The 24,628-nt window shown below is 67.8% G+C and carries 13 protein-coding genes and 1 tRNA gene; 3 read left to right on the top strand and 11 right to left on the bottom strand.

What is annotated here, in order from left to right; all coding sequences use genetic code 11:
• Window positions 1-3: 3 nt before the first annotated feature.
• The gene (locus ACFQPS_RS01770) at window positions 4-1,395 is read right to left on the bottom strand and encodes a Xaa-Pro dipeptidase (protein ID WP_377355936.1); all 1,392 of its coding nucleotides are present in this window, start codon (window positions 1,393-1,395) and stop codon (window positions 4-6) included.
• A 92-nt stretch (window positions 1,396-1,487) separates the two neighbouring features.
• Window positions 1,488-2,897, bottom strand: a complete 1,410-nt coding sequence (locus tag ACFQPS_RS01765) for a class II 3-deoxy-7-phosphoheptulonate synthase (RefSeq protein ID WP_377355934.1) — start codon at window positions 2,895-2,897, stop codon at window positions 1,488-1,490.
• 360 nt (window positions 2,898-3,257) lie between these two features.
• Between ACFQPS_RS01765 and ACFQPS_RS01760 the strand changes: the two genes are divergently transcribed.
• The gene (locus ACFQPS_RS01760; protein WP_377355932.1) at window positions 3,258-4,589 is read left to right on the top strand and encodes an AmpG family muropeptide MFS transporter; all 1,332 of its coding nucleotides are present in this window, start codon (window positions 3,258-3,260) and stop codon (window positions 4,587-4,589) included.
• Window positions 4,590-4,619: 30 nt separating this feature from the next.
• On the opposite strand, the gene ACFQPS_RS01755 is transcribed toward ACFQPS_RS01760, so the two are convergent.
• Complete coding sequence (locus ACFQPS_RS01755; RefSeq protein WP_377355930.1) at window positions 4,620-5,534, bottom strand: hypothetical protein; 915 nt, start codon at window positions 5,532-5,534, stop codon at window positions 4,620-4,622.
• A gap of 142 nt (window positions 5,535-5,676) precedes the next feature.
• On the opposite strand from ACFQPS_RS01755, the gene ACFQPS_RS01750 reads away from it, so the two are divergent.
• The gene (locus tag ACFQPS_RS01750) at window positions 5,677-5,883 is read left to right on the top strand and encodes a hypothetical protein (protein WP_377355928.1); all 207 of its coding nucleotides are present in this window, start codon (window positions 5,677-5,679) and stop codon (window positions 5,881-5,883) included.
• A gap of 117 nt (window positions 5,884-6,000) precedes the next feature.
• Entirely contained in the window at window positions 6,001-6,924 is a 924-nt protein-coding gene (locus tag ACFQPS_RS01745; protein WP_377355926.1) for an alpha/beta hydrolase, read from the top strand.
• 31 nt (window positions 6,925-6,955) lie between these two features.
• Here the strand turns inward: ACFQPS_RS01745 and ACFQPS_RS01740 are convergent, their stop codons facing one another.
• From ACFQPS_RS01740 to mnmA, 8 genes are all read right to left on the bottom strand, one after another.
• Window positions 6,956-8,152: a PepSY-associated TM helix domain-containing protein gene (locus tag ACFQPS_RS01740; protein ID WP_377355924.1), complete on the bottom strand. Its 1,197-nt coding sequence runs from the start codon at window positions 8,150-8,152 to the stop codon at window positions 6,956-6,958.
• On the bottom strand, window positions 8,152-10,290 hold the full coding sequence (locus tag ACFQPS_RS01735; protein ID WP_377355922.1) for a TonB-dependent siderophore receptor: 2,139 nt from the start codon (window positions 10,288-10,290) through the stop codon (window positions 8,152-8,154). Before ACFQPS_RS01735 ends, ACFQPS_RS01740 begins: the two co-directional genes overlap by 1 nt.
• A gap of 232 nt (window positions 10,291-10,522) precedes the next feature.
• The gene (locus ACFQPS_RS01730) at window positions 10,523-12,274 is read right to left on the bottom strand and encodes a tetratricopeptide repeat protein (protein ID WP_377355920.1); all 1,752 of its coding nucleotides are present in this window, start codon (window positions 12,272-12,274) and stop codon (window positions 10,523-10,525) included.
• Window positions 12,258-20,282, bottom strand: coding sequence for an MBG domain-containing protein (locus ACFQPS_RS01725; protein ID WP_377355918.1), 8,025 nt, complete (start codon window positions 20,280-20,282; stop codon window positions 12,258-12,260). The genes ACFQPS_RS01730 and ACFQPS_RS01725 overlap by 17 nt, the downstream gene beginning before the upstream one ends.
• A 7-nt stretch (window positions 20,283-20,289) precedes the next feature.
• Window positions 20,290-21,990: a ShlB/FhaC/HecB family hemolysin secretion/activation protein gene (locus ACFQPS_RS01720; RefSeq protein ID WP_377355916.1), complete on the bottom strand. Its 1,701-nt coding sequence runs from the start codon at window positions 21,988-21,990 to the stop codon at window positions 20,290-20,292.
• A gap of 552 nt (window positions 21,991-22,542) precedes the next feature.
• Window positions 22,543-23,001 carry a hypothetical protein gene (locus tag ACFQPS_RS01715; protein ID WP_377355914.1) on the bottom strand — a complete coding sequence of 153 codons (459 nt, stop codon included), beginning with the start codon at window positions 22,999-23,001 and terminating at the stop codon, window positions 22,543-22,545.
• A gap of 115 nt (window positions 23,002-23,116) precedes the next feature.
• Window positions 23,117-23,191 (bottom strand) — tRNA-Met (locus ACFQPS_RS01710).
• A gap of 110 nt (window positions 23,192-23,301) precedes the next feature.
• The gene (gene mnmA, locus ACFQPS_RS01705) at window positions 23,302-24,480 is read right to left on the bottom strand and encodes a tRNA 2-thiouridine(34) synthase MnmA (protein ID WP_377355912.1); all 1,179 of its coding nucleotides are present in this window, start codon (window positions 24,478-24,480) and stop codon (window positions 23,302-23,304) included.
• Between the last annotated feature and the right edge of the window lie 148 nt (window positions 24,481-24,628).

Raw genomic sequence — 24,628 nt, 5'->3', positions numbered from 1 at the left:
GCCTCAGCGCACGTCCTTGACCACCTCACCGCCCTTGATGACGACCGGGATCGTCTCCAGGGTCGCGATGTCGGCCAGAGGATCGGCGGCGACCGCCACCATGTCCGCATAGCGGCCAGGGGCGATGCTGCCCACCTCCTCCGCCATGCCCAGGGCGTCGGCCGCGACGACGGTCGCCGCCTGGATCGCCTGCAACGGCGTCATGCCGAACTTCACCATGCGGGAGAACTGCTTGGCGTTCCAGCCGTGCGGGTAGACGCCGGCGTCGCTGCCGAAGGTCAGCTTCACGCCCGCCTTGACCGCCTCGCCGAAGCTGGTGCGCTGCGTCTGCCCGACCGTCCGCTCCTTCGCCAGGGACTCCGGGAGGATGCCGGCCTTCTCGCCTTCGCCAAGGATGAACTCGGTGTTGTAGATGTCCATCGCCAGGACGGTGCCGTTCTTCTTGGCCAGGGCGATGGCCTCGGCGTCCAGGAAGCTGGCGTGCTCCACCGTGTCCACGCCGGCGCGGATCGCCGCCTTGATCCCGGCATTGCCGTGGGCGTGGGCGGCGACCTTCATGCCCAGCATGTGGGCTTCCTTGACGATGGCGGCCATCTCCTCCTCGGTGAGCTGCTGGGCGCCCACCTCCGTGCCCTTCGACAGCACGCCGCCGGTCGCCATGATCTTGATGACGTCCGCCCCGAACTTCCTGTTGTAGCGGACCTTCTCCGCCAGGGCCCAGGGACCGGTGGCGACACCTTCGGCCTCGCGCTGGAGATCGTAGGGCATCAGATTGGCGTCGCCGTGGCCGCCGAGCGCCGAGAGTGGCGGCCCGGAGACGATCAGGCGCGGGCCGGGCACCCGTCCCTCCTCCACCGCCCGCTTCACGGCCACGTCGGCGAAGCTGCCGGCGCCGAGATTGCGCACGGTGGTGAACCCGGCTTCCAGCGTCGTCCGGGCGTTCACGACGCCGTCGATCGCCAGATCCGTCGCGTTGCGGGTCAGCCGCCGATAGCCGTGCAGGTCGTGCCGGCTGGTCAGGTGGACATGCATGTCGATCAGGCCGGGCAGCAGGGTCAGGCCCGGCAGGTCGATCCGCGTCGCCCCCTGCGGCGCCGGCAGGTCGGTGACCGTGCCGACCTTGGCGACACGGCCGTCCTCCACCAGCACCGCCGGCCGGGCGACCATGCCGCCGGAGCGCACGTCCAGCATGCGGTCGGCGGTGATGTAGACGGTCTCGGCCGCTGCGGGCGCGGCGCCGGTCAGGACGGACCCGGCCAGCAGCCCCCCGGTCAGCAGGGCGGCGGCAAGGCCGCGCAGAACGCTCCCCCGCCGGAAGCCCCCGCGGGGACGCGGGCGGCGCAGAACGGACGGAACAAGGCCGGCGGAGCTGCCGGACGGACACGCAGACGGCATGGAAGACTCGCTCGCAGAGGGAACCCGGGAGCGAGCTTCCGATCCGAAGGGATACAGGTCAAGCGATTGGATACGCTTTCCTATTCGTTTTCTTATTCGGCAGCCGCCTGCTGCGACAGTTTCAGTCCCCGGCGCGTCCGCTTCAGTTCCTCCGCCACCAGGAAGGCCAGTTCCAGGGACTGGCTGGCGTTCAGGCGCGGATCGCAGGCCGTGTGGTAGCGCAGGGCCAGCGAATGCTCCGTGATCGCCTGGGCGCCGCCGGTGCATTCGGTGACGTCCTGGCCCGTCATCTCGAAATGCACGCCGCCCGGATACACCTCCTCGGTGCGGCAGACCTCGAAGAAGCCCCGCACCTCGGCCAGCACGCGGTCGAACGGCCGCGTCTTGAAGCCGGTGGAGGATTTGATCGTGTTGCCGTGCATGGGATCGCAGGACCAGACCACCGTGCGCCCCTCCCGCTTCACCTTGCGGACCAGGGCGGGCAGCCTGTCCTCCACCTTGTCGTGGCCCATGCGGCAGATCAGGGTCAGGCGGCCGGGCTCGTCCGCCGGGTTCAGCAGGTCGATCAGCCGGATCAACTCGTCCGGGTCCAGCGACGGGCCGCACTTCAGCCCCAGCGGGTTGCGGATGCCGCGCAGATATTCGATGTGCGCGCCGTCCGGCTGGCGGGTGCGGTCGCCGACCCAGAGCATGTGGGCCGAGACGGCGTACCAGTCGCCCGACGTGCTGTCGATCCGGGTCAGCGCCTGCTCGTAGGGCAGCAGCAGCGCCTCATGGCTGGTGAAGAACTCCGTCTCGCGGATCTGCGGCGTGGTGGCGCCGGTGATGCCGCAGGCGGCCATGAAGGCCAGCGCCTCGTCCAGCCGCCCGGCCAGATCGCGGTAGCGTTCGCCCTGCGGGCTCTTCTCCACGAATCCCAGGGTCCACTGGTGGACCTTGTGCAGGTCGGCATAGCCGCCCTGGGCGAAGGCGCGCAGCAGGTTCAGGGTCGCGGCCGACTGGTTGTAGGCCTGCACCATGCGGTCGGGATCGGGGACCCGCGCCTCGGGCGTGAAGTCGAAGCCGTTGATGATGTCGCCGCGGTAGGCCGGCAGTTCCACCCCGTCCACGACCTCCATGTCGGCGGAGCGGGGCTTGGCGAACTGCCCGGCCATGCGGCCGACCTTCACCACCGGCGTGGCGCCGCCGAAGGTCAGCACGATGGCCATCTGCAACAGCACCCGGAAGGTGTCGCGGATGTTGTTCGGGTGGAACTCCGAGAAGCTCTCGGCGCAGTCGCCGCCCTGGAGCAGGAAGGCCTGCCCCTGCGCGGCACGGCCCAGGCACTCCTTGAGGCTGCGCGCCTCGCCGGCGAAGACCAGCGGCGGATACCCGGCGAGCCGCGCCGCCGCGGCCTGGAGCTTCGCCGGATCGGGATAGGTGGGCATCTGCATGGCCGGCTTCGCGCGCCAGCTCTCCGGCGTCCAGCGTCCGCCCGTCCCCATCGCAGTCTCCGTTGCCATCTCACACCTCTTCCCGGACCGCACGCCGGACGGCGCTGGCGGTCCTGTCATCGCGCCCGCCTTTCTACGCGCATGCACCGGACGTTTCCAGTCCCGCCCATGGGTGCTGCACGCAACAAAGGTACGCAATTTGCTCACCCTCTGCCGGCGGGGGTCATTATACTCCGCCGCCCGCCGCAGCAGAACCCGCAAGGGCGGCCCCCGCAAGGACGGACCCGCAGGCTCCGCGCGCCCCCCTGTCTTTTGCACTGACCGCAGAGATCTACGCGCACCATGGTCTCCCCCTCGTCCGTCTCGTCCGCCTCCCCCGCCCCGGCCGGAACGGCCGCACCCCGGCCGCCCGCGACGGGATGGCGTGACGTGCTGCGCGCGCTCCGCCGCCCGCGGGTGGCGGTGATGCTGCTGCTCGGCTTCTCCTCCGGCCTGCCCTTCATGCTGACGGGCAACACGCTGGGATTCTGGCTGCGCGAGGGCGGGATCGAGCTGACGGCCATCGGCTTCCTGTCCTGGGTCGGCCTCGCCTATTCCTTCAAGTTCCTCTGGGCGCCGCTGATCGACAGGCTGGACGCGCCGCTGCTGGGGCGGCTGCTGGGCCGGCGCCGCGGCTGGATGCTGACGGCGCAGATCCTGGTCGCCGTCGGGCTGGCCGGCATCGCCGCCACCGGCCCCGGCGGCGGGCTGGCGGCGCTGGCGGGGTTCGCCCTGCTGGCAGCCTTCGCCTCGGCCACGCAGGACGTGGTGGTGGACGCCTGGAGGATCGAGACCGCCGACGACAAGGAGGAGCTGGGGCTGCTGACGGCGGCCTACCAGCTCGGCTACCGCGCGGCGCTGCTGCTGACGGATGCGCTGATCCTGATCCTGGCCGGGCAGATCGGCTGGCCCGGCTCCTACCTCGCCATGGGGCTGGCGATGGCGGTGGGAATCGGCGCCACGCTGGCCGCGACGGAGCCGGCCCGGGCAGGAGGAGCGGCGACGGCGACCGCGGCCGGCACGCCGCCGCTGTGGAGCCCGCGCGGCCTCATCGACGCGGTGGTCGGCCCGTTCGTCGCCTTCTTCCGGACCCATGGCGAGCTGGCGCTGCTGATGCTGGCCGCCATCAGCCTGTACCGGCTGGCCGATTTCGTCATGGGGCCGATGGCGAATCCGTTCTATGTCGATCTGGGGCTGAGCAAGGAGGTGGTCGGGTCGGTGCGCGCGACGATCGGCCTCTGGGCCTCGGTCGTCGGTGTCGCCGTGGGCGGCATCAGCGCGGTGAAGCTGGGCTTCGGGCGCACCCTGCTGATCGGTGCCGTGGCCGGACCGGGGTCGAACCTCGCCTTCTCAGTGCTGGCGCTGACCGGGCCGGACCCGACCGCCTTCGCTGTCGCCATGGCGGTGGACAATCTGGCGACGGGGTTCGCCGGCACCGCCCTGGTCGCCTACATGTCCAGCCTGACCAGCGTCGGCTACACGGCGACGCAGTACGCCCTGCTCAGTTCCTTCTACGCGCTGCTTGGCAAGTTCCTGAAGGGCTTCTCCGGCGGGGCGGTGGAGATGCTGAAGACCGGGCACGACACGCTGACGGCCTACGCCCTGTTCTTCGCCGGGACGGCCGCCATCGGCATCCCGGCCCTGCTTCTCTGCATCCGGCTGGACCGGAGCACGCGCCGCCGCCTGCCCGCGGCAGGGACGCTTCCGGGGCCGGCCGACTGACCGGAGCCCCCGCCCCTGACGGGACTCAGGTCAGGGCACGGTGCAGGGACAGTAGCAGAGGCCCGGCTGGCCGGGCACGGGGGTAGAGGGCGGCTGCGGGCCGGTCCCGCTGCCGGAACCGCCCGTGCCCCCTGGCGACCCGCCACCGGACCAGCCACCGCCGCCGGTTCCACCGCCGCTGCCGCCACTGTTTCCGCCACCGGAACCGCCCGTCCCCCCCGGAGAACCTCCGCCCGGCCAGCCGCCACCGCCGGTTCCACCGCCGCTGCCGCCGCCGGAACCGCCCCCCGGAACGACGCCGCCTCCCGGACCGCCCAGCACCCCGTCGATCACGGGGCCGACGACCGACCCGATGACCGTTCCGATGACCGGCGCTGTGGTTCCGGGGCCCCCGCCGCTCCCGCCCGTCTGGCCGCCGCCCGGCGGCGGCGCCGGCGGGACCTGCACCGTGGTGTTGCCGAGGTCCACCACCTCGACCCCGCCCCCGACGACCTGGCCGCCGACCAGCGTCACCCCGGTGGCGACCCCGAGCGCGCCCGTCAGCGCGGCGGAGAGCTGGGCCAGGCTGAAGGGCCGGTCGGCATGGATCACGGGATCGCGGATCTCCGCCACCAGCACCATGTGGCCGGCGGCGAGACTGGCCGCCGTGTCAACCCGCAGCACCGCCTCCTCCGCCTCCAGGGACGGCCGGGCGCCGCGGCCCTGGCGGGCGATCCGGATGTCGCGGAACCGCACATTGGGCGGCAGCCCCGCCGCCGACACCGGTGTGGCCGAGACCTGGAGGTCCTTCAGCTCGACCTGGTTCAACCGGGCGATGAAGCCGGCCGCCGCCGCCTCGACATCGAACGCCACCGGCAGCAACAGCAGCATGAGCACCCCGGCGACGATGACGAAGGTGACGATCTTGAAGGCCCAGCGGAAGGGCGCGAGCAGCAGGCCTAGCATGAGGGGTATCCCTGTCGGTGGACCGGCGACACTGTAGAAGGCAGGGTAGGCTCTGAAAAAGGCCGAATGGACGGAAGCGGGGCCCGCCCCGCCTTTCCGCCCCGGCCCCCCTCCGGACCAGCACCGCCCTGGACCAGACCACATGGACAGCCCCCCACCCCCGTCCCCCGATGTCCGGCCCTTCGAGTTCCGCTGGCTGGCGCCGGACGGCAGCCGGACCCGCATCGTCTGCTACGCCCGCACCGAATCGGAAGCGGAGGAGAGTGCCCGCCGCGCCGGTTGGCCCGGCCACGACGGCACCCGCCTGGGCCGGTTCCGCTCCTGGCTGAAGCAGGAGCTGCGGCGGTAGCGGCCCGACCGCCCTACGGTGCCCCCGGCCCGACCGCTTGGTCAGGCCGGGTCCTGCGGGCTAGGCTCCCGTCCGGGAGGGGCGCCAGATGAGAGCGCCCCCGGGAGGAGACACGGAATGCTGGACATCGCCGCCTGGCGCGCCGCCGGGAGCATGGCCGGGTGCGCCGGCCACCGCATCTTCCATGTGGACAGCTTCCATGTGGACAGCGCGCCGGGGGATGCCGAACGCCCCGCGATCCTGCTGATCCACGGTTTTCCCACCTCAAGCTGGGACTGGACGGGCGTCTGGCCCGACCTGTCGCGCGACCACCGGCTGGTCGCGCCGGACCTGCTGGGCTTCGGCTGGTCGGCCAAGCCGCGTCGGCACCGCTATTCGATCATGGAGCAGGCGGACATCTGCGAGGATCTGGTCCGCCACCTGGGCCTGCGCCGCTTCCATGTGCTGGCGCACGACTACGGGGATACGGTGGCGCAGGAGATGCTGGCCCGCCAGAACGCCCGACCGGCGGCGGAGCGGCAGTGGCTGTCCGTCTGCTTCCTGAACGGGGGGCTGTTCCCGGAGACGCACCGGGCGCGGCCGGTCCAGAAGCTGCTGGCCGGCCCGCTGGGGCCGCTGCTCTCCGCCGTGCTGGGCAAGCGCTCCTTCGCCCGCAGCTTCGGCGCCGTGTTCGGACCGGAGACGAAGCCGTCGGCGGCGGAGATCGACGCCTTCTGGTCGCTGATCAGCCACGACGGCGGCCGCATCGTCTTCCACAAGCTGATCGGCTACATGGCCGAACGCCGCGCCCACCGGGAGCGCTGGCTGGGCGCGTTGCGGGAGGCGTGCTGCCCGGTGCAGCTCATCAACGGTTCGGCCGATCCGGTTTCCGGCGCCCACATGGTGGCGCGCTACCGGGAGCTGGTGCGCGTCGATGACGCCACCACCGAACTGCCCCGCATCGGGCACTACCCGCAGGTGGAGGCCCCGGCCGCCGTGGTCGCGGCCTACCGTGCCTTCCTGGCGGGGAGCGCCGCCGACCGCCGGCGCCCGCCGCCCTGACGCGGGACCCGGCGACGGATGCCGGTGCCCGTCACCCCGCCGCCAGGATCGCCCCCGGCGTCAGGGCCAGGGACAACAGCACCAGCCCCAGGGCCGGATAGGCCCACACCCCCATGCCGCGCCAGGCCCGGACCCAGCCGTTGGCGGTCGGTGCCGGGGTCCGGCGGCCACCGTGCAGGCGCAGGCTGTAGATCATCACGCCGGTGACCGACAGGCCGGTCAGGGCCAGCCCGGCGATGAACCAGATGATCTTGGTGGCGAAGCCGCCCAGCGTGCCGAAATGCAGCGGATCGGCCATTTCGGAGATGCGCTGGTGCAGGGACAGCTCCTCGCCCTTCGTCACCAGCCGGACGCCGCCGTCTGCCGGATCCAGCCAGACGGCGTTGGCGCGGTCGCGCACCAGCCAGGCATCGGCCTGCCCCATCAGCACCAGTCCCCGGTCGCCCTCGGGCGTGGGAAAGCGGATTTCCCGGATCTCCAGCCCCGGCCGGGCCGCCAGACCGGCTGCCACCAGCCGGTCCAGGGCCGCTCCGTCGATGGGCGGAGAGGGAGCGGCCAGCAGCGGCGGATGCGGCTGGTCGGGCGCGCCGCCGCCCAGCGATTCCACCAGATACCAGAGGCCGGTCACGGCGATCAGGGCGGTGAACCACAGGCTCCACAGCCCGGCCAGCCGGTGCAGGTCGCCGGCCAGCCGCCGCCCGTCCCCGCGGCGCGGACGCTTGAAGAAGCCCCGCCACCATTTCCTGTAGGTGACGATGCCGCTGACCAGCGACGCCGCCAGCAACAATGCCAGGGTGCAGACGATGGGCACGCCGATCTTCACCGGCAGCATCAGGTGGCGGTGCGTCTCCCGCAGGAAGCGGTGGATGTTGTACCAGGGGGCGGTGCCGGTGACCGCCCCCGTATAGGGGTCCAGATGCACCCGCACCATGCGCGGCCCGCCCGCATCCATCCAGGCCTCGGCGGCGAAGCCGGGATGGATCGGGGCGTAGAGGCTGGCCACGCGGGCGCCCGGCACCGCGCTGCGGGCGCCGTCGGCCAACTGGCCCCAGCTTGCGGGGGCCGCGTCGCGCGGCATCACCCGCATCGAGGGCGTCACCAGCCAGTCCAGCTCATGCGCGAACACGGCCAGCGTGCCGGTGGCCAGGATGAAGCCCATGAACAGGCTGAGCTTCAACCCCGCCCAGGCATGGACGGACCACCAGAAGGATCGGCCCTTCGCTGCCATCAGAACTGCTTGCGCAGCTCGATGAACCAGGTGCGCGGCTCACCGGGGAAGTGGCCGTTATGCACGGTGAAGCCCGAGGCGGCATATTCCTTGTCGAAGATGTTCTTCACCCGGAACATGGCCTCGGCAAAGCCCAGATCGGTGATGATGGAGGCATCGAAGATCGTATAGGGCTTCACCGTCTGACCCGACAGGCTGAGCCGCCGGGAAACGTATTCCCCGCCGAACGCGAAGGCGGTGTTGATCTCCTGCACCTGATAACGGGTCCAGAACCCGACCTTGTTGCGCGGCGCATTGGCGAAGCGGTCGCCCACCGCGTTGGTCAGGCTCTGTCCCGGAACGGTGCCGGTGATCCTGGTATCGTTGTAGCCGTAATTGGCCGTGAACACCCAGTCGGGGGTGATGTCGGTGGACAGGTCCAGCTCGAAGCCCTTGGAGGTCACCTCCCCGATGGGAGAGAGCTGGTTGACGCCATTGACCGGGGGCCTGGTCGTGTCGGTCTGGAGCATGTTCTCCCGCACGATGCGGTAGACGGCGGCATTGGCCTGGAGGCGGCCGCCCAGGAGGGCCGTCTTCACCCCCGCTTCCACCTGCTCGCCGGTGATCGGGTCGAACGGCCCGCCGGCGCTCCCGTCCTGGTTGGCCACCGACTGCGGCTCGAAACTGGTGGACCAGCTCGCATAGACCGAAACATCCTCCACGGGCTTGTAGATCAGCCCGGTCCGCCAGGAATAATCCCCATCGGCATAATCGGTGTCGTTGACCCGGTTCGTATCCGTGAAATGGTCATAGCGCAGGCCGGCCACCACGTCCCATTGCTCGGTCAGGCTGATCTGGTCCTGGAGATAGACGCCCTCGCGCTCCGCCCGGGTATCGGTGCGGGTATAGGGGCGGGTGGCGAAATAGCTGGCGTAACTGGTCGCCGATGTCAGGCCGTAGACCCGGTTGGTCAGGCTGGCATCGGGAACGGGTCCCCTGGAGGCCCTGGTCGGGGCGATGCGGCTCAGCAGCAGCGAATCCTCCCGATACCAGTCGGCACCGAACAGGATCTTGTGCCGGATGCCGCCCGTCTCGGCATCGCCGATCAGGTTGGCGGCCAGGGCCAGCGCGTCGCCTTCCCGGCGCTGATCGCGGAACTCCCGCCGCACCATGTCCAGCACGCCGTCGCCGTCGCTGTCATAGGTGCCACGCGGTTCATGGTAGTTCTGCTGCTCCTTGGACTTGAACCAGCGGATGCCGGCATCCAGACGGATGCGGTCGGTGAGGCGGGCATCCAGCTTGGCCTGCAACACGTTGGAGGTCAGCTTGGAGAAGTCGGTCGGTTCGTTATGGTTCCACCGGATCGACCCCAGATAGACGCCGTCATCGTTGACCGGGATACCGCGCAGACGGTTGGCCGGCAGCGCCTGATCGAACCGGATGGCCTGGAGGGTCAGCTTGACGTCGTCCGTCAGCTTGATGCCCAGGCTGGCGTCGCCCACCTTGGTGTCGCTGCCGGCACCGGTGCGGAAACTGTCCATCTTCTCGTAGAAGGCGCCGACGCGGTAGGTGAAGCGCCCCTCCGCATCCGCCGGCCCGGAGAGCTGGGCCGATCCGCCGATTCGGTCGAAATTGCCCAGGGTCAGGCGCACATCGCCCTGGAAGTCCTCCGTCGGCCCCTTGGTGACGTAGTTGATGGTGCCGCCGGGGGCCGCCGGGCCGTAGAGCATGCCGGCCGGGCCCTTCAGCACTTCCACCCGTTCGATGTTGAAGAGCTGCGGCACCGCGAACCCGATGAACGGATCGCCGCGCATGCCGTCATAGTAGTTCTGCTCCTGCCGGAAGCCGCGGAAGGTGACGCCGCCATAGGTGAAATAGCTGACGCCGGAGATGTTGCGGTAAAGGTCGATGACGTTGCGGGCGCCAAGATCGCTGATCAGCTCCTGGTTGATGACCTGCACCGCCTGGGGAATATCCAGGACATTGGCCGGCACCTTGCCGATGCTGGTCTCCTCCACCCGGTAGAGCCGCTGGACGCGACCGGTGATGATGATCTCCTCCACCGGGCCGGCATCCGCGGCTTCTTGCGCCTGGGCCGGGGTCAGAAGCATCAGGGCCGGCACCAGGGCGGCGCCGGCCATCCGCAAGGCTGAACGCATGTCTCTGTTCCCACTTTCTTTTGCGTTTGCTCTCCCGCAGCGGTCTACCGGCGGACAACAATGCGAGTCAATATCAATTGCATACCAGTGCAGGAACCCTGCCCCGGGACGGGCGGTCCCGACGACGACGGTGGGATCGGGGATCGGGTCAGGCCCGGAAACGACGAAGGCCCGCCACGGCGTGCGCGGCGGGCCTTCGGGGATTGGTAGCACCTGGTTATGAGTACGGACCTTAGGAGACCGCCTGCACAGTCAAGGCAGCATGTTCGGCCCGCAGGCTGTTGATCACGCTGGCCCAGTCCCCGAGCGCCGACTGGCGATGGATGCGGTGGTTGGGGTACCAGGGTGATCCTGTGGTGCCGATCTCCCACCGCCAGTCCACCGAATGGGCCAGCAGCAGCGACACCGGCTTGCCCATGGAACCGGCCAGATGGGCCACACCGGTATCCACCGCCACCACATGATCCAGGTTGGCGATCACCGCAGCCGTGTCGATGAAATCCTGCAACTGCCCACTCATGTCATGCAGCCGGCCGCGGAAGGCGAGCGCATCCCCCGCCCGGTTGCCCACCTGTAGCGAAATCCACTGCGCATCGGGAATGGCGTCCAGCACCGATCCCAACAGGGCCAGCGGCAAGGACCGGCGGGCATCCTCGGAATGCTGCGGCCGGCCGGCCCAGACCACGCCGATGCGCCGCTTGCCGGGCTGGGCCGGCGGCAGCAGGGTGGCGCCGCGCGCAATCTCTTCCGCCGGCAGTTGCAGCCAGCCGGGCAGCAGCGGCAGGTCGGGCACGCGCAGGGACAGGAAATGCGGCAGGCTCAACAGGGGGATATGGTAATCAAAGCCCTCTTCCACTCCGAACCGGTGGGGATTGTCGGGCCGGGAAATTACCCGCATACCGGGCCGGTCCAGCACGGCGGACAACATCCGCACCAGCGGGGCCGAGACTTCCAGCACCACATCATCCGGGCCGTAACGGTCGGCCAGAATCTGCGCCAGCGGCGTGAATTGCAGGATGTCGCCGAAGCCCTGTTCCCCCCAGACATAGATGCGCTTGCCGGCCAGTTCCTCCCCCCGCCATTGCGGGGCACCCAGCATCCGGCGCGGTTCGGGGAACTGGTCCCAGACCCAGCGCCATTCATAATCGGCCCAGCCCTGGGCATAATCGCCCCGCGCCAGACAGGACAGCGCATGGTTCCAGCGGGCCAGCGCATTGCCGGGCGCCAGCTTCAAGGCCACGGTCAGCGAGGCGGCGGTGGCATCAATGAAACCGGCCGTGCGCAGCGCCTTGTCCAGCGTCTGCAAGACCTCCTCCAGCCGTTCCAGCCGCCCCTCCGGCAGGCCTTCGGGCAGTACGGCCAAGGCGGCGGTCAGTTCCGGCAGCCGGTCACCGATATCGGCCAGCAGCCGGTCCCCCAGTTCGCGCGCCTCGGGCAGGAAGCGGCCGAACAGGATGACGCCGATGATCAGCGGCACCACCGCCTCGCGCGAGCAGTTGGTCCAGGCCAGACCGGTGCCCATATTGACCCAGGCCGAGTAATTCAGCGGCGAGAGCTGCAGGATACGGCGATAGAGCGGGATGGCATCATCATGCTTGCCCTGGGTCTGCAGCATCACCGCCAGATTGACCATGGTGGCCACGGCGCGCGGCAGATCGCCCATCCGTTCGAACACGGTGCCCAGCGAGCAGTAATAAAGCGGCTCGGCCGGCTCCAGCTTCATGGCATGTTCGAACAGGCCGGCGGCGCGGCCATTATCGCCCTGGAAGGCGGCGATCACCCCCAACTGGTGCAGGGCCGGTGCCGTCAGTTCCGGCCGTTCGGTCAGTTGCAGGAAGACACTGCGGGCCTGATCCAACTGCCCGGTCGATTGCAGGTGCAGCCCCTGGGCAAAGGCGGGCACGCGACGGCCGATCTCCATCAGCACCGCCCCGCTCCGTTCCACGATGGGGATCGAGAGGTCGGGGTTATTGCTGGCGCTCATCGCTTTCTTTGCCTTTGATGGGATTGGACGTCATCTGGATCTGGCTATAGACAATCTCGCCACCGTCACCGCCGCCGACAAGGATGGGCAGGGCCTCGCCATTCGCGCTGCTGCCTCCGGTCGTGCCGGATGCCGTGCCGGTTTCAGCGGTTGTTGCCGATGCCCCACCTCCATTGCCCCCCCCGTTTTCCGTCGCGGTTCCGCTGGAAGAAGACGAGGAGGAACCGGTGGTAGACGAAGCGGTGCTGCTGCTGGCGGACGAGGTGGCGGCGGGGGTGCCCGCCGTTGACACAGGGGCGGGGGTGCTGGTTGCCGCAATCGTCACGGCGGGCGTCGCCACGGCGGCCACCACGATGCGCTGCACCGCGCTGGTGGTCAGGGTGGAAGCGGCCGGCGTGACCGTCAGCTGGCCGTCCTGGTAACGGATGGTGTAGTTGCCCAGGCCGGTGCCGGCGGCATTGCTGGCGACAATCTCATAGGTGCCCGCCACGGCGCTGGCCGGCGTGCCGGGGCTGGACAGCGTCACCGACGACACGGCATCGCCATTCACCAACCCGGCGGCGCTGAAGGCGGTCAGTGACAGGTCGGAACCGGCCACCTTGCTGGCATTGCCGGCGCTGATGGTCAGCGCCGCCGGGGTCACCACCAGCGTACCGTCGGCATAGGTGATGGCATAGTTCGACAGGCCGGTGCCCGTCGCCCCCGACGCGGTGACGGCATAGCTGCCGACCGTCGCCGCCGTACCGGTGCCAGCGCTGGAAAGCGCCACGCTGCCGATACTGTCGCCGTTCAACAGCCCGGCCGCGCTGAAGCCGGTCAGGCCGGCGCTGGTGCCATAGGTCTTGGTCGCGTTGCCGGCGCTGATGATCAGCGCCGCCGGGGTCACCACCAGCGTACCGTCGGCATAGGTGATGGCATAGTTCGACAGGCCGGTGCCCGTCGCACCCGACGCGGTGACGGCATAGCTGCCGACCGTCGCCGCCGTACCGGTGCCAGCGCTGGAAAGCGCCACGCTGCCGATACTGTCGCCGTTCAACAGCCCGGCCGCGCTGAAGCCGGTCAGGCCGGCGCTGGTGCCATAGGTCTTGGTCGCCCCGCTGGCCGCGATGGTCAGGGGCGCCGGCGTCACCGTCAGCGTACCGCCGACATAGGTGATGGCATAGTTGTCCAGTCCCGAACCGGAGACATTGCTGGCATTGATGGCATAGCTGCCGACGGCGGCCGTCCCCGCCAGACCACCGCTGGACAGGGTCACGGTGCTGACATTGTCGCCGTCCAGCAGGCCGGAAATGGTGAAGCCCGACAGGCTGCCGATGCTGCCATAGATCTTGGCAGCATCCGTGGCCTTCACGGTCAGGATGGCCTTGCCCACCGTCAGGGTGCCGGCGGCATAGGTGATGGAATAGTTGGAAAGCCCGGTGCCGGTGGCGCCGGTGGCCTGGATGGCATAATTGCCGATGCTGGCATTGGCGGCACTGCCATCACTGGCAAGGGCCACGGCGCTGATGCTGTCGCCATTGACCAGGCCATTGGCGCTGTAGCCTGTCAGACTGATGGTACTGCCATAGCTCTTGATGGCGTCGCTGGCGGTGATGGTCAAGGCCGCCGGGTCCACCACCAGCGTACCGTCGACATAGGTGATGGAATAGTTCGACAGGCCCGTGCCCGTGGCATTGCTGCCGACGATGCCGTAGCTGCCGACGTTGGCCGCCGCGTCTGCCCCGCCGCTGGTCAGGGTTACGGCCGTGACCGTATCGCCGTTGATCAGACCGTTGCTGGTGAAGCCGGTCAGGCCGGCGCTGGCGCCATAGGTCTTGGTGGCCCCGCTGGCGGTGATGGTCAAGGCCGCCGGGTTTACCGTCAGGGTCCCGTTGGCGTAGGTGATGGAGTAGTTCGACAGGCCCGTGCCCGTGGCATTGCTGCCGACGATGCTGTAGCTGCCGACGGTGGCCGCCGTGCCTGCCCCGCCGCTGGTCAGGGTTACGGCCGTGACCGTATCGCCATTGACCAGACCGTTGCTGGTGAAGCCGGTCAGGCCGGCGCTGGTACCATAGGTCTTGGTCGCCCCGCTGGCCGTGATGGTCAGGGGCGCCGGCGTCACCGTCAGCGTACCGCCGACATAGGTGATGGCATAGTTGTCCAGTCCCGAACCGGAGACATTGCTGGCATTGATGGCATAGCTGCCGACGGCGGCCGTCCCCGCCAGACCACCGCTGGACAGGGTCACGGTGCTGACATTGTCGCCGTCCAGCAGGCCGGTAATGGTGAAGCCCGACAGGCTGCCGATGCTGCCATAGGTCTTGGCCGCATCCGTGGCCTTCACGGTCAGGATGGCCTTGCCCACCGTCAGGGTGCCGGCGGCATAGGTGATGGAATAGTTGGAAAGCCCGGTGCCGGTGGCGCCGGTGGCCTGGATGGCATAATTGCCGATGCTGGCATTGGCGGCACTGCCATCACTGGCAAGGGCCACGGCGCTGATGCTGTCGCCATTGACCAGGCCATTGGCGCTGTAGCCTGTCAGACTGATGGTACTGCCATAGCCCTTGATGGCGTCGCTGGCGGTGATGGTCAAGGCCGCCGGGTTTACCGTCAGGGTCCCGTTGGCGTAGGTGATGGAATAGTTCGACAGGCCCGTGCCCGTGGCATTGCTGCCGACGATGCTGTAGCTGCCGACGGTGGCCGCCGTGCCTGCCCCTCCGCTGGTCAGGGTTACGGCCGTGACCGTATCGCCATTGACCAGACCGTTGCTGGTGAAGCCGGTCAGGCCGGCGCTGGCGCCATAGGTCTTGGTCGCCCCGCTGGCCGTGATGGTCAGCGCCGCCGGGTTTACCGTCAGGGTCCCGTTGGCGTAGGTGATGGAATAGTTCGACAGGCCCGTGCCCGTGGCATTGCTGCCGACGATGCTGTAGCTGCCGACGGTGGCCGCCGTGCCTGCCCCGCCGCTGGTCAGGGTTACGGCCGTGACCGTATCGCCATTGATCAGACCGTTGCTGGTGAAGCCGGTCAGGCCGGCGCTGGTGCCATAGGTCTTGGTCGCCCCGCTGGCCGTGATGGTCAGGGGCGCCGGGTTTACCACCAGGGTGCCGGTGGCGTAGGTGATGGAATAGTTCGACAGGCCTGTGCCCGTGGCCCCTGACGCGCTGATCTCATGGCTGCCGGCATTGGCGGCCGTGCCAGCCCCCGTGCTGGTCAGCGACACGGCGCTGATACTGTCACCATTGATCAGGCCGTTGCTGGTGAACCCCGTCAGATTGATCGAATTGCCGTAAGTCTTGGTGGCGCCGTTGGCGGTGATGGTCAAGGCCGCCGGGGCCACCACCAGCGTGCCGTTCACATAGGTGATGGAATAGTTGGAAAGCCCCGTTCCCGTGGCGCCGGATGCGCTGATCGTATAGCTTCCGGCATTGGCCGCCGTGCCCGTGCCGCCGCTGGGCAGCAATGTGACGCCATCGATGCTGTCCCCCGTCACCAGCCCGGACGTGGTGTAGCCGGTGACGTTGACCGAGTTGCCATAGGTCTTGGTCACACCGCTGGCGGTGATGGTCAGCGCGGCCGGCGTGATGGTCAGCGTGCCATCATAGGCGAACTGATAGAGCCCACCGGAATAGCTGGCGCCGCTGCCGCCCAGCGTCGCGGTTCCAACCGAGGCATTGGCCGAGGCGGGGGCCCAGGTCAGCCCCACAGTGGACAGGCCGCTGGTGATGCTGTTGCCGTTCTGGTCAATCGCGCTGACGATACTGACGGAATCCGGTGCCTGACCATAGGTGCTGGTGCCGGATCCGGTGAGGGTGATATAGGGCAGTGCCTTCAGTATCGGATAGGGATAGCCCTGCACCCAATCATTGCTGCTGAAGACCGATTGCACCAGCGGGCCGTTGCTGAACCATTCGGCCGTGGAAAGCCCGGCAACAGTGCCAGACGTCGAAACGCCGGTAGAGCCCACCGTCAGGCCGGATCTGGTCGCATCCCAGAAACTGTCGATGATAATGGCGCTACCGGACCCCGATCCGACCAACCCGCTCACAGAGCTCGAATCCGCCCCGACACTGATTCTGTTGGCGGCATAGGACGTGGAAATGGTGCTGTTCGTGTTAATGCCGACAAGCCCGCCAATGGAAGTGGCACTGGCCCCGATCGACAAATCAACGGTGCTGTAGGCCTTGGTGATGAGCCCACCGGCAACATGCGTTCCAACCAACCCGCCGATCCGAGACGACCCGTCACCGCTGGCGATGGAGCCTGTAGCATAGCCACCGTAAATGGATCCCGCGGAATTTGAACCAACCAGCCCGCCGATCTGTTGCGCCCCGCTGCCGGCGATGACCGAACTGTTGGCATAGGAACCGGTGATATCGCCGGTGTTACGCCCGATCAGGCCACCGACCGCTACGGCATTGTCGCCAACCACGATGCTGGTCGCGGCATGGCTGCCGGACAGCACGCTCTGGTTCTCACCAACCAGCCCCCCCACGGACCCGATGCTGGAGCCCGACGCGGTGACGGTGCCGCTGACGCTGACCCCGCTGACGGTGCCCAGATTCTGGCCGGCCAGCAGGCCCAGATAATCCCCGCCACCGGTAACGGATGCCCCGGTCAGGGTCAGGTTGGAAACCGAACCGCCGGCACCGATGGTGCTGAACAGGCCCAGGCTGCCCGATGCCGTCTGGTTGATGGTCAGGCCGCTGATCGTATAGCCCTGGCCGTTCAGCGTTCCGGACAGCGCGACGGGCGCAAAACCCGTTGCCGGGTTCCAGATGCCGTTGTCCAGGGCCAGTTCGGCCATGTTGATATTGGCGCCCAGCACATAGCTGCCCGACGGGTTGATGGCGATCGCCTGCAACTGGTGGGCATTCAGGATGGTGCCCTGGTTCTCCGTCCGCAGGAACGGCCGCGTATAGCCCTCCATCTGATACCAGATGGAGGTGAAATCGAAATTGCTGTAAGTGGCGGAGGAAAAGGCATCCGTCCCGCTGACGGAGGTAGCAGAGAAGCTGCCGCCAGAACTGGTGCCATAGGCATTCAACTGGCCCGTGCTGCTGGTGTCCCAATAGCTGTTGAGCACCGTGCTGCTGGCCATGAGGCCGACCAGGCCGCCCACGGAAACGCCGGTGGCCGCCGTAACCGGGCTGCCGGACCAGACATTGGCAACCGTGGCCAAAACCGTACCACTCGTGGCGACTTGCCCGATCAGGCCGCCAATATTGGTGGACCCGACGCCGGCCGTCACACTCCCGGTTGAATAGGCACCGGTGACGATGCTGCCAAAGACACGGCCGACCAGCCCGCCGACATTGCTGGCGACGGAGCCCCCGACGACCCGCCCGGTGGCAAAGCTGCCCAGCACCGACGATGAGGTCAGGTTGAAGGCCTCTGCCGACCCGACCAGCCCACCGACATAGGTAGCGGAACGGCCAACCGAAACGGTGCCAGAGGCAAAGCTGCCGCTGACAACGCCATTCTGCATATGCCCGGCAAGCCCACCGATATATTGCGCGGAGGCATTGGTTGCCGCCGCGTTGCCAACCGCAATATCGCCGGTCGCATAGCTGTTGAAAACCCGGGCACTGACAACGGTGGCGGTTGTCTGGGAATTGACGCCAACCAAGCCACCAACATACTGGTTGCCGGTGCCACCAAGCGTGATATTACCCGTCGCATAAGAGTTGGTGATAAGACCTGAACTGCTGCCGACCAGGCCGCCAATGCGGGTTGACGCGTTCTGAAGCCCGATGTTGACCGCTGAATTGGCGTTGGCGATCGTGCCGTTGAGATTGATCCCGACCAGACCACCGACATACGACGCCAAACTGCTGGTGCTGGTGGTGGCCGTGATCGTACCGGTGGAGTAGGAATTGAGCAGGGTCAGTACATTGGTGTCGCCCGCCACCCCGCCGATGCGCACATTCGACATGCCAAGGACGAAGTTGATATTGGCGTAGCTGTCGCTGATATACGAATTGGCGGTGGCCTGCCCGGCCAGACCACCCAGGGCTGTCACCCCCGAGCCGTTTGCCGATGTGATACTGGCGCGGCTGTTGAGGATGGTACCGCCATTCAGCACACCCACCAGCCCCCCCAGGCCCGTCAGGCGGGAGCCCGTGATGGTGCCATTGACGGAGCTGTTGAAAACGGTGCCGGACATCCGCCCGGACAGGAAACCCCAGGCCGTCGTGGCCGACGACGGGACACCGCCACTGATGGTGGCGCCGGTCAGCACCAGATTGGCCAGCGACCCGGTACTGCCGACGGTGCTGAACAGCCCGATGTTTGACCACCCGGCCTGGCTCAGGGTCAGCCCGCTGATTGTGTGGCCCAGCCCGTCCAGCGTGCCCCCAAAGGCAAATGTCGGCGTGGCGTTGGCGCCGGTGCTGTTAAACCCGATGGGCGTCCAGGCGCCGGACAGCGTCAGGTTGCTTGCCAGGGCATAGGAACCCGTCGCACTGATGGCTGCCAAGTCCGCCGCCGACGTGATCATCGTATAGGCGGTGCCATTGATATCCAGGCCCGTCGTCAGATCCACCGGGGCATTGGCGGCAAAGCGTCCACCGGAGCCACCATTATTGGTGACAACCGACAGGCTGCTGCCGGACATGGCGGCATTGACGGTGACACCACGATAGGCATCCAGCGTCAGGGAATTGGCCGAGGTCCAGGTGATGCCGGAATTGACGAAGATATCGCCATTGCCACTGGCATTGGTGGTGCCGCCCGCCCCCACGCCCGTATTGTTGACGGCAGTGTTGGTGGTTTGCAGCGTGACATTGCCCGATTCCAGGGCCGCCTGGATGGCGCTGGCATAGGCGGCGTTCACCGTCAGGTCATAGGGGTCCAGCAGCCAGTTGCCGCCCTTGCCGGCAGCGGCGCCGACATCCACCTTGATCCCGTCGAAGGCCAGTTCATGGCCCGAGGTTTCGACGAATCCGCCATCGCCCCACAACTTGCCGCCACGGGCCAGGATAACGCCACGGGCCACCGTGTCCTGGCTGTTGACGATGACGGTGCCACCCTTGCCGCTTTCCGTTGCAGAAGCGTCGATACGGCTCTTGGCATCCATGGCGACGGATGTCGCCTGGGCATCGCCCACCAGCACCGTACCGCCGCCCGTCGCCCCCTTGGCGCTGAACAGCGCGCTTTGCAGGGTGATCGGGCCGCTGGCATCCAGCACGATCTGGCCGCCCTTGTCGGTCAGGCTGTCGGCCTCGATCACGCCGGTCGCCCTGATGACGCCGGCATTGACCTTGTTCATCGCCTGGGCGGACAGGTACACGGCCCCGCCGCCGGTCTGGATGATGCCGCCGGCCTCGATCTCCGCCCGGATCAGGGAGGCATCGACCTTCAGCGGTGCGCCGCCATCAGGGGTCAGGGTGACGGTTTCACCCGCCGCCAGCACCACCGACCCCAGTTCCGCCCGGATATAACCCAGGTTGGTGATCTGCGAGGCCAGCAGGGCCACCGACCCGCCGCGCGCATTGATGCGGCCCTGGTTGACGATGGCGCCATCAGACGTACCGCGCGTGAAGGACAGGTTGCCCTTCTCGAAATCCTCGTCCGCGATATCCAGGGTGGACGCGATGATGCCGCCGACATCCACCGTGCTGCCGCCGCCGAAGACCACACCGCTGGGGTTGACCAGGATCACCGTGCCGGGTGCGCGCAACGCCCCCTCGATCAGGGAAGTCTCGCCGCCCCGCACCCGGTTCAGCGTCATCGAACTGGTATTGGGTTGCTGGAAGGTGACGCTGGCACCGGACCCGATATTGAACTGGTTCCAGGAGATGATGGCCTTGTCCGTCGTCTGGTTGACGGTCATGGCGGTGCCGGTGGTGGCGATGCTGGCCACACCCGATTGCACCTGGCCGCCGGTGGGCAGGGTGCCCGGCGCCTGGCTGGACTGGGCCCAGGCGGCGCCGCTCAATGCCTGTACGACGGACAGAACGGCGGTGCAGCCCAGCAGATGGGCGCGGAAGACGGAGGCTTTGCGGCGACGGGGCGGGTTGTTCATGGTCATTCCTGCCTCAAACCGTCAGAACCAGTTGTATCCAGGCGCGCAACTCCGAGCGCCGCTCATTCGCTACTCTCAGATCAAGCCCGCGGCCCGCATCCGGGCCGACGCGCTTGGCCAAAGTCGTCTTCAACTGCAAATTGTCAATCAGCTGCCATTGCACCGACGCGCCGACATTATGCTGGAAATAGGTATTGTGGGGAGAGCCCAGGCCCTCCCAGCCGGTCCAGCGTTCCTTGTGCTGCTCGATCAGGCCACCATCCCAGAAGATGGCGCCCCGCAGGTCATCGCGCAGCATGTGCCCCAGTTCCACCCCCAGCATGGCGCCCTGGTCGCCGCTGCCGGCATTGACCGGGTATCCGCGCGTGCCGTTCAGCCCGCCCAGAGAGAATTGTTCGGCACTGTTCAGGTTCTTGCTGGCCAGCTGGCCGGACAGGGTGATCTGCAGGTCGCCGCCCTGCCACAGGGCCTGCCGGCGCGCTGCCGAGAGGGTCACCTTGGCATAATTGCCCTGGGTATCGGCGGTGGCGCGGTCCAGCGCCTTGTTGCTGGCATTGCCGGACAGGTCGACATTGCCGATCTTGACAGCGCCATCCAGTATGAAGGCGCCGCCGCCCTGCCATTGGTCACGCATCACCCGGCGGGCGGAAAAGGTCAGGGCGGCCAGCCGGTTGCTGGCCGTGGTCAGCCCGCCCACCTTGTCGCTGGTCCATTTATGTTCGACGCCGACCGACAGGTTCACCGGCTCGCCGCTGGCCTGCAGGCCCAGCCAGCGCGCCGTCAGCCCCGCCGTCTGGGCATTGCCCGCCGGCTGTGTGGTATTGACGCTGCGGGGGATGTCATAGGTCAGAGCGGCGCCGCTGCCTTCCAGCCAGAAGGCGCCATCCATGAACGGCGCACCGGCCGAGAACTGCCCATAGCGGGAGGATTTGGTGACCTGTGCGATCAGGGACGCCTGCTCGCCGAAGCCGCTTGCATCGGTCATCGTCACGATGCCCAGGGCACGCGCGCGGCCGATTTCGCTGGCTGAATTATTGTCAAGGACCAGGAGCCCGGTCACCAGCGGCGGCTCCTGCATTTTCAGGATGACATCGGTGGTGCCTTCTTCCTCCCCCGCATCCAGGATGCCGATCGCCTGCATGCCGGGGATGATCCCCAGATTGGTGACGCCGGCGGCTATGGCGCCGGGGCGCACCGCGTCACCCGCCGGGTTGCGGGCATGGATAAAGGCCTCCGCCCGCGCCGGGTCCAGGCGGGTATTGCTGCTCGGATCGATCTTCACCCGGCCCATGCGGGCTTCCAGCACCTGGATGGTGACGATGCCGCCCTCCAGGCTCTGGCGCGGCAGCACGGCGCGGGCCAGCAGATCGCGCTTGGCGTAATACCGGCTGATTCGGGCCGCCGCCTCTTTCAGGTCTCCCAGGGTGCAGTCGCGGCCTACATAATCGGCCAGTTGCGCGGCCAGTTCCTTTTCCGGGATCAGGCTGGACTGAATCCTGAAACCGGTGACGCGCACCGTCTGCCCGTCTTTCAGGAAATCGTCATCGGGCATCGCCGGGGCCAGACCGGGCACCGACGGTGTCGGTGGCGGCGCCTTGGGGATGTTGCGCTCCACATCGCGCAGAATCTGCCCTGCATCCTGGCCCAACGCTACCTGACTGGCCCCCGTCATCAGCATGGCGGCGGCGGCAAGGGCGATCTTTCTTATCTGCAAAGCAGCACCCGGAGGGTTATGAACGTGGCAAGAGGCAAACGGACGATCTCTTTATCGTTGGACTTTATCTCTCATTCTTCCTTAGCGCAATCAAAAGGCCACAGATGGAAACACCGTTAACGGAATATAAACTCTTTTATTTTCAATATTTAAGCCATCTGAAAGGTGTAATGCGAACCCCCCGTTGCACGCTAAAAATGTCGTCGTTTCTATTTCGGAAATAAACCGTTGCCGAGAGTCCGTTTTGATAACCTTTCAGTGACATGCTCGCCTGAGCAGCAGACTTGCCATGACGAGTTGTATCATGCTCTTGGAGGCGCCGATCCGGGCTTCGTCGTCTCGAACCAGCCGTCTCCGGCGGGGCATCCATTCGACGGTCCGCTCGACCACCCAGCGCCGCGGAACGGCCTTGAAGCCGGGATCGCTGTCGGTGCGGCGCAGCACTTCGACGCTGACGTCAAGGAAGATGCGCCGGTCTCGTCGATGAACACCGGGCGCTCGGGGACCGGATCGGGCCGCAACTCGAACCAGGCCCGCCGACGTTTCAGCACGTCAGGCCGCTGCTGCCCGGCGGCGTGCGCGGTTTTTTCTGACGCTCATGCCGGGGCGGTCCAGCAGGCGCCAGACGCTGCTCAGGGCGGCCCGCACCCCATGCGCCCGCTCCAGATGTGCTGCCATCTCGGCCAGCGTGGTATCGGGCTTTGCCTCGATCAGCGCCAGGATTTCTGCCGCATGTGCCTCCCGCCGATGGGAGTGGCGGTCGCCGCCCATCGGCCGGGGCCGGGCATTGCCTTCCTCGCGCCAGATTGCGGCATGGCAGACGCTCAACGCCAACCTGCGGGCTAGCCGGGTCTGAGCCGGTCCGGTGTCGTCGCCGCGGAGCGTGACAGCGTCATCGAAGCTGACGAGCGGATCGTGGAATTGCCCCCCGGCGCGGGCGACGTGATTCGGGAGTGCCTGGAGGAGGTCGAATCGTGGCTGGCCGGGGACAAGTCGGTCGAGAAGGCGCACGCCGCTACACGATCCAGTCGTTGATCGACCGGATCGAGATCACACCGTCATCGGGCTCACACCGTCAGGGCAGCAAAAAGCCCGCCAAGTCGTTGACCTAGCGGGCTTTCTTCGATGGTAGCACCGGGGTGATTTGAACACCCGACCAAGGGCTTATGAGTCCCCTGCTCTACCACTGAGCTACGGTGCCTCAGTGCCGCTGCCGGATCGTCCCCGGCGGCGGGACCCGTGATGTAGTCAAATCGATCCGGGCTGTCAAGCACGACCCGAACGGACAGTGAAACCCGCCCGGACGGAGCCTCAGAGAACGGTCCCGGCGGCCACCGGGAGCAGGGCGTCCGCCAGGGCGGGCGACGCCTCGGCCCGGACGATCCAGCCGCCGCCCAGCACCCGGTCGCCCTGGTAGAAGACGGCCGCCTGACCGGGCGCCACGCCGTACTGCGGCTGCTGCAGCGCCACGACGGCACCGCCCTCCGCGGTCAGGCTGACCCGCGCCGGCAGCGCCGGCTGGGCCGAGCGCAGCTTCACCGTCACCGGCACCTCCGCCGTATCCGTCCCGCCGAGCCAGTTGACCTCGCGCACCAGCACGCGGTCGCGGGCCAGGGCCGTGCGCGGGCCGACGACGACGCGGTGCGTCTCCGGCTCCACCCGCACGACATAGAGCGGGTCCAGCTCCTCCCCCTCCGGGGTCCGGCGGCCGCCGATCCCCAGGCCCCGGCGCTGGCCGACGGTGTAGCGGATGACGCCGTCATGGCGGCCCAGGACGCGGCCGTCGAGATGCACGATCTCCCCCGGCTCCACGGCACCGGGGCGCAGCTTCTCCACCACCTGGGCATAGTTGCCGGCGGGCACGAAGCAGATGTCCTGGCTATCCGGCTTGTCGGCCACGGAGAGGCCCAGCCGGTCGGCCAGGGCGCGGGTCTCGCTCTTCGGCAGGTGGCCGAGGGGGAAGCGCAGATAGTCGAGCTGCGCCGGTGTCGTGGCGAACAGGAAATAGCTCTGGTCGCGGGCCGGATCGGCGCCGCGGTGAAGCTCGGGGCCGGCCGGCCCCGCGACGCGGCGGGCATAGTGTCCGGTGGCGAGGCAGTCGGCGCCGAGGTCGCGCGCCTGCTCCAGCAGGTCGCGGAACTTGACCCGCTGGTTGCAGCGGACACAGGGGATCGGCGTCTCCCCGCGCAGGTAGCTGTCGGCGAAATCGTCGATCACCGACTGGCCGAAGCGGCTTTCGTAATCCAGGACGTAGTGCGGGATGTCGATGCGGTCCGCGACCTGCCGGGCATCGTAGATGTCCTGTCCGGCGCAGCACGCCCCCTTCCGGCCCACGGTGAGCCCGTGGTCGTAGAGCTGCAACGTGATGCCGACCACGTCGTAGCCCTGTTCCTTGAGCACCGCCGCCGTGACGGACGAATCGACCCCGCCCGACATGGCGACGACCACGCGGGTATCCTGGGGAGCCTTGTCGAAACCGAGGGAGTTCATGCCGGCAATATAGAGAACGCCGCCGCCCGGACAACGGACAGCGGCCGCGTTCCGCCCCGCGCCCGGCGCAAGGCCCCTCGCCGATCTACCGCCGGCCCCGTTATGCTGGGGCCAAGCCGCGGGAATGACGGCAGAACGGGACGGGAGG

It is taken from the genome of Rhodocista pekingensis (assembly GCF_042665545.1).
Lineage (GTDB): Bacteria > Pseudomonadota > Alphaproteobacteria > Azospirillales > Azospirillaceae > Rhodocista > Rhodocista pekingensis.
This window is presented reverse-complemented; position numbering and strand designations above follow the sequence as displayed.

Bases quoted from the DNA above. Each gene is read 5' to 3' on its own strand.
- ACFQPS_RS01725 (WP_377355918.1), bottom strand. From the start codon at position 20,282: ATGACCATGAACAACCCGCCCCGTCGCCGCAAAGCCTCCGTCTTCCGC.
- ACFQPS_RS01730 (WP_377355920.1), bottom strand. From the start codon at position 12,274: ATGAGCGCCAGCAATAACCCCGACCTCTCGATCCCCATCGTGGAACGG.
- ACFQPS_RS01755 (WP_377355930.1), bottom strand. From the start codon at position 5,534: ATGCTAGGCCTGCTGCTCGCGCCCTTCCGCTGGGCCTTCAAGATCGTC.
- ACFQPS_RS01745 (WP_377355926.1), top strand. From the start codon at position 6,001: ATGCTGGACATCGCCGCCTGGCGCGCCGCCGGGAGCATGGCCGGGTGC.
- ACFQPS_RS01740 (WP_377355924.1), bottom strand. From the start codon at position 8,152: ATGGCAGCGAAGGGCCGATCCTTCTGGTGGTCCGTCCATGCCTGGGCG.
- ACFQPS_RS01750 (WP_377355928.1), top strand. From the start codon at position 5,677: ATGGACAGCCCCCCACCCCCGTCCCCCGATGTCCGGCCCTTCGAGTTC.
- ACFQPS_RS01735 (WP_377355922.1), bottom strand. From the start codon at position 10,290: ATGCGTTCAGCCTTGCGGATGGCCGGCGCCGCCCTGGTGCCGGCCCTG.
- ACFQPS_RS01770 (WP_377355936.1), bottom strand. From the start codon at position 1,395: ATGCCGTCTGCGTGTCCGTCCGGCAGCTCCGCCGGCCTTGTTCCGTCC.
- ACFQPS_RS01765 (WP_377355934.1), bottom strand. From the start codon at position 2,897: ATGGCAACGGAGACTGCGATGGGGACGGGCGGACGCTGGACGCCGGAG.
- mnmA (WP_377355912.1), bottom strand. From the start codon at position 24,480: ATGAACTCCCTCGGTTTCGACAAGGCTCCCCAGGATACCCGCGTGGTC.